The following is a 3,984-nucleotide window of genomic DNA, read 5'->3' as shown; positions in this document are numbered from 1 at the left end:
GGCCGTTATCTTGAGCCCGCACGAGCGTGTCCTTCATGTGCGTGAAGCACTCTGAAGTTCCCCCGACTCCCGTTGTGGATGCGGTTATCTACCGCCGTCCAACACGGAAGGGGTGGATGCGCAATGCGCGTACAGAGGGTGCTGACATCCGGGTCGACGACGGAGTCGTGGACGCTGCTGGGGCATGATCTGCGGCCGGTCGATCCGGTGGAGTCGTTCCTGGCCTACCTGACGGCGATCGAGCGGTCACCGAACACCGTCAAGGCGTACGCCCACGACCTGAAGGACTGGTGGGTCTACCTCGACGGCCGCAGCCTGGACTGGAAGACGGTCGACCTGGAGGCAGTGGCCGCCTTCGTGGCCTGGCTGCGGCTGCCGCCTCTGGCCCGGAGCGGGGCGGTGGCGGTGCTGCCGACGGTCGAGCACCACTGCACGGCTTCCAGCGTGAACCGCAAGCTCGCCGCGGTCAGCACGTTCTACGAGTTCCACGCCCGCAACGGCATCGAGGTCGGCGACTTGCTGGTGACCATGCGCCCGGCCGGGCGGCACCGCTCGGCGGCCACCTCCTACAAGCCGTTCCTTCAGCACATCGCCTCCGGCAGGCCCGAGCGGACCAGAACCATCAAGCTCAAGTCCGGCCGCAAGCGGCCCCGCGTGCTGAGCGCCGCCCAGGCCCAGAAGATCCTCGACGGGTGCGAACACCTGAGGGACCGGATGCTGTTCGCCCTGCTCCTGGACACCGGGGTCCGCATCGGCGAGGCCCTGGGCCTGCGGCACGACGACATTGCGATTGCCGAGAAGCAGGTGACCGTGGTGCCGCGGCAGAACGACAACCGGGCCCGCGCGAAGGCCGGCCGCACGCGGACCATCCCGGCAAGCGCGGAGTTGATGCGGTTGTACTCCGACTATCTGCACCGCGAGTACGGCGCCCTGGACTCCGACTACGTCTTCGTGAACCTCTTCGCCGAACCCCACGGCCATCCCTGGGCCTATCCGGCCGTCTATGACTTGGTCAGACGCCTGCGGAAGACCACCGGGATCGCGTTCGAACCGCACCAATACCGCCATACCTATGCGACCTGGCTTCTGCGGCGCGGGGCTGGCATGGAGAACGTCAAAGAACTCCTCGGACACGCCTCGATCAGCACCACGATCGACACCTACGGTCACCTGACCGTCGAGGACGCCCGCCGCACCTTGGAGGAAGCCGGCTGGTTCACTGGACGGGAGGTGCGGCTGTGAGTGTCACCGCTGTCATCCCCGGCCGCGGTGAACGCGGCCTGCTGAGAAAACTGCTGGCCACGGTCCGTGCCGAGTTCCGTACCGAGGTCTATCTCCCCGCTCCGGATGATCCGGTCTTCCGTTCGTCTCAGTGCACGGTCCCGGACTGCGACCGCGTGACCGCTCAGTGGGGGTTGTGCAACGGACATGTCATCCGGTGGCGCAAACGCGGGCGTCCTCCGATGCCGGAGTTCCTCGCCGGCCCCGGACGCCCGGTCCGCGGCCGCGGGGAACTGCGAGGCTGCGGGGTCGCCGGATGTCGATTCGGCGTCAACGGGAAAGGGCTGTGCACCAAGCACTACGACCGGTGGGCGCGAGCTGGCCGCCCCGACCTCGCTGAGTGGGATGCGCCGGTTTTGCCCCCTCCGGACGATGCGATCGAGTGCCGACTTCCGTTCTGCGAGCTCTGGGCTCATGCCCCGCGGAGGATCTTCTGCCGCGGTCACGACGACCGGTGGCGGCGGGTCGGCTGCCCCGAAGTCGAACGGTTCGTGCTGGACTGCCAGCTGAACGGCGCCGCCGCGGTCGATCTGCGCGGCCTGCCCGCTCAGTTGACGTTGGAGTTCCAGTACGGTCTGCAGTGCCGGGCCGACGCTCGGCGCCGCACCACCGCCCCCGGCTACGTGATGCAGGCCATCCGGCTTGCCACCAGGGCCAAGGCGACATCGCTGCTGGATCTCTCCGAGGAACAATGGCGGGACCAGGCCCGGGCAGGCAGATCCCGGGAACCCGTGCTGTTCCTGATCGAGGTCCGCGACGCCATCGAGACGCTCCGGGACGGCGCCGGCTGGGAGACGGAGTATCCGCGGGACGTGTGGAGGCTGGACAAGCTCCCCGGCATCGCCGTCCCGCACGCGGCAACCGCCCCCAGGGGCCGATTGCGCTTCGAGCGCATCACCCAGCCTTGGCTTCGTGAGCTGGGCAAACGTTGGCTGCGTCTGCGGCTGACATCCGGAATGAGCCTCACCACCGTCCACAACAGCCTGGAGGCGGTGGCCTGCTTCAGCCGTTTCCTCGTGCACACCGGTATCGACCGCCTTGCCGACGTCGATCGGCTGCTGCTGGAGCGTCATCTGGCCTGGGTGGCCTCCGAGCCCGGCGGGTGGGGCCTGAAGAAGACACGAATCCAGGGGCTGAACCTGTTCTTCCAGACCATCCGGCGGCATCGCTGGGACGACACCTTGCCCGGCACGGCTGCCTACTACCCCGACGACACCCCGCCGGAGCCGGAACAGGTCTCCCGCAGCCTGGCCGAGCACGTCATGGCCCAGGTCGAGTCCGAGGACAACCTCGACCGCTGGACGGACCCCGCTGGCCGACTGATCACATTGATCCTGATGCGCTGCGGACTGCGGATCTCCAGTGCGCTCACGCTGGACTTCGACTGCCTGATCCACGACGCCCAGGACGCCCCCTACCTGCGCTACTTCAACACCAAGATGAAGCGCGAGGCAGCGGTGCCCATTGACGAGGACGTCCAGGCCGCCATCCGCGACCAGCAGCAACGCGTCCTGAACCGCTGGCCACAGGGAACCCCGGTCCTCTTCCCAAGGCCGAACTCGAACGTCGGGGGAACCATGAGGATCGGCGACGGAAGCTACCGCAAGAAGCTCAAGCGCTGGCTGGAGACCTGCGAGGTCCGCGACGAACACGGCCGCCCCGTCCACCTGACGCCCCACCAATGGCGACACACCTTCGCCTGCCGACTGATCAACCGCGACGTCCCGCAGGAAGTCGTACGCGTTCTCCTCGATCACGAATCGTCCCGGATGACCGCCCACTACGCGCGGATCACCGATCAGACCGTCCGCCGCCGCTGGGAGGCAGCGATGAAGGTCAACATCAAGGGCGAACGCGTCGCCCTCGCTGAGGACAGCGCGCTCGGCCAGGCCCAGTGGGCCAAGACCCGCTACGGCATCGCCACCCAGACCCTGCCCAACGGCTACTGCGGACTGCCTGTTCAAAAGTCCTGCCCGCATGCCAACGCGTGTTTGACCTGCCCAGTCTTCCTAACTGGGCCCGAGTTCCTGCCCGAACTACGCGAGCAACACCACCGCACCCTGACGCTGATCGACAACGCCACCGGCTGCGGTCACACCCGCGTCGCCGAGATGAATCAGCAGGTCGCAGACAACCTCGACCGCATGATCCACGAGCTGGAGGCCGACGAAGCCGAGGAAGCGACAGATGCCGGCTGACAACTCCCACCTCATCGTCGCCGCGGCCCACCGCCGGTCCGCGGCGACCCGCCGACGGGCGGTCACCGCCCTGCGTCGCATGGACGCTACCGGCGTCGAGATCACCTTCGAAACCGTCGCCCGCGAAGCGGGCGTCTCCCGGTCCTGGCTCTACAACCAGCCGGACCTGAGAGCCGAGATCGAACGTCTCCGGGCCCGCCACCGCGTCCCCGCGACTCGGCCCGTTCCCGACCGGCAACGGGCCTCGGACGCTTCTCTGCTGCGGCGCCTGGAGACGGCGACCAAGCGCAACCAGCAGCTGGAGGCCGAGAACAGGGAGTTGCGTGAAGCGCTCGCCATCGCGCTCGGGGAACGACGCACCGCCGACCTGCCGGACCGACGCCGCGACACGCCGAAGAGGAAATCTTCCGCTGCCATCGGGCCCTGCTGATTAGAGCGTTGAGGACATCGTCCACCACACATAGCTCCAGGTCAGGCGGCCACAAGTCGCGTCAGCTCAAGATAA

The 3,984-nt window shown here is 67.6% G+C and carries 3 protein-coding genes; all 3 read left to right on the top strand.

Annotation, left to right across the window (positions count from 1 at the left end):
- Nucleotides 1-123: 123 nt before the first annotated feature.
- The 3 genes from ACWDZ7_RS42620 (at nucleotide 124) to ACWDZ7_RS42610 (ending at nucleotide 3,909) form a co-directional block, all read left to right on the top strand.
- Nucleotides 124-1,242 carry a tyrosine-type recombinase/integrase gene (locus ACWDZ7_RS42620; protein WP_451804314.1) on the top strand — a complete coding sequence of 373 codons (1,119 nt, stop codon included), beginning with the start codon at nucleotides 124-126 and terminating at the stop codon, nucleotides 1,240-1,242.
- Nucleotides 1,243-1,772: 530 nt separating this feature from the next.
- On the top strand, nucleotides 1,773-3,479 hold the full coding sequence (locus ACWDZ7_RS42615) for a tyrosine-type recombinase/integrase (protein WP_451804312.1): 1,707 nt from the start codon (nucleotides 1,773-1,775) through the stop codon (nucleotides 3,477-3,479).
- A complete protein-coding gene (locus tag ACWDZ7_RS42610; RefSeq protein ID WP_451804310.1) occupies nucleotides 3,469-3,909 on the top strand; it encodes a DUF6262 family protein in 441 nt (146 codons plus the stop codon). Before ACWDZ7_RS42615 ends, ACWDZ7_RS42610 begins: the two co-directional genes overlap by 11 nt.
- Nucleotides 3,910-3,984 lie beyond the last annotated feature (75 nt).

The organism is Streptomyces sp. NPDC003032 (assembly GCF_053591415.1).
This window is presented reverse-complemented; position numbering and strand designations above follow the sequence as displayed.

What these genes read in the sequence shown, in the direction of transcription:
- ACWDZ7_RS42620 (WP_451804314.1), top strand. Translation starts at nt 124, where the DNA reads ATGCGCGTACAGAGGGTGCTGACATCCGGGTCGACGACGGAGTCGTGG.
- ACWDZ7_RS42610 (WP_451804310.1), top strand. Translation starts at nt 3,469, where the DNA reads ATGCCGGCTGACAACTCCCACCTCATCGTCGCCGCGGCCCACCGCCGG.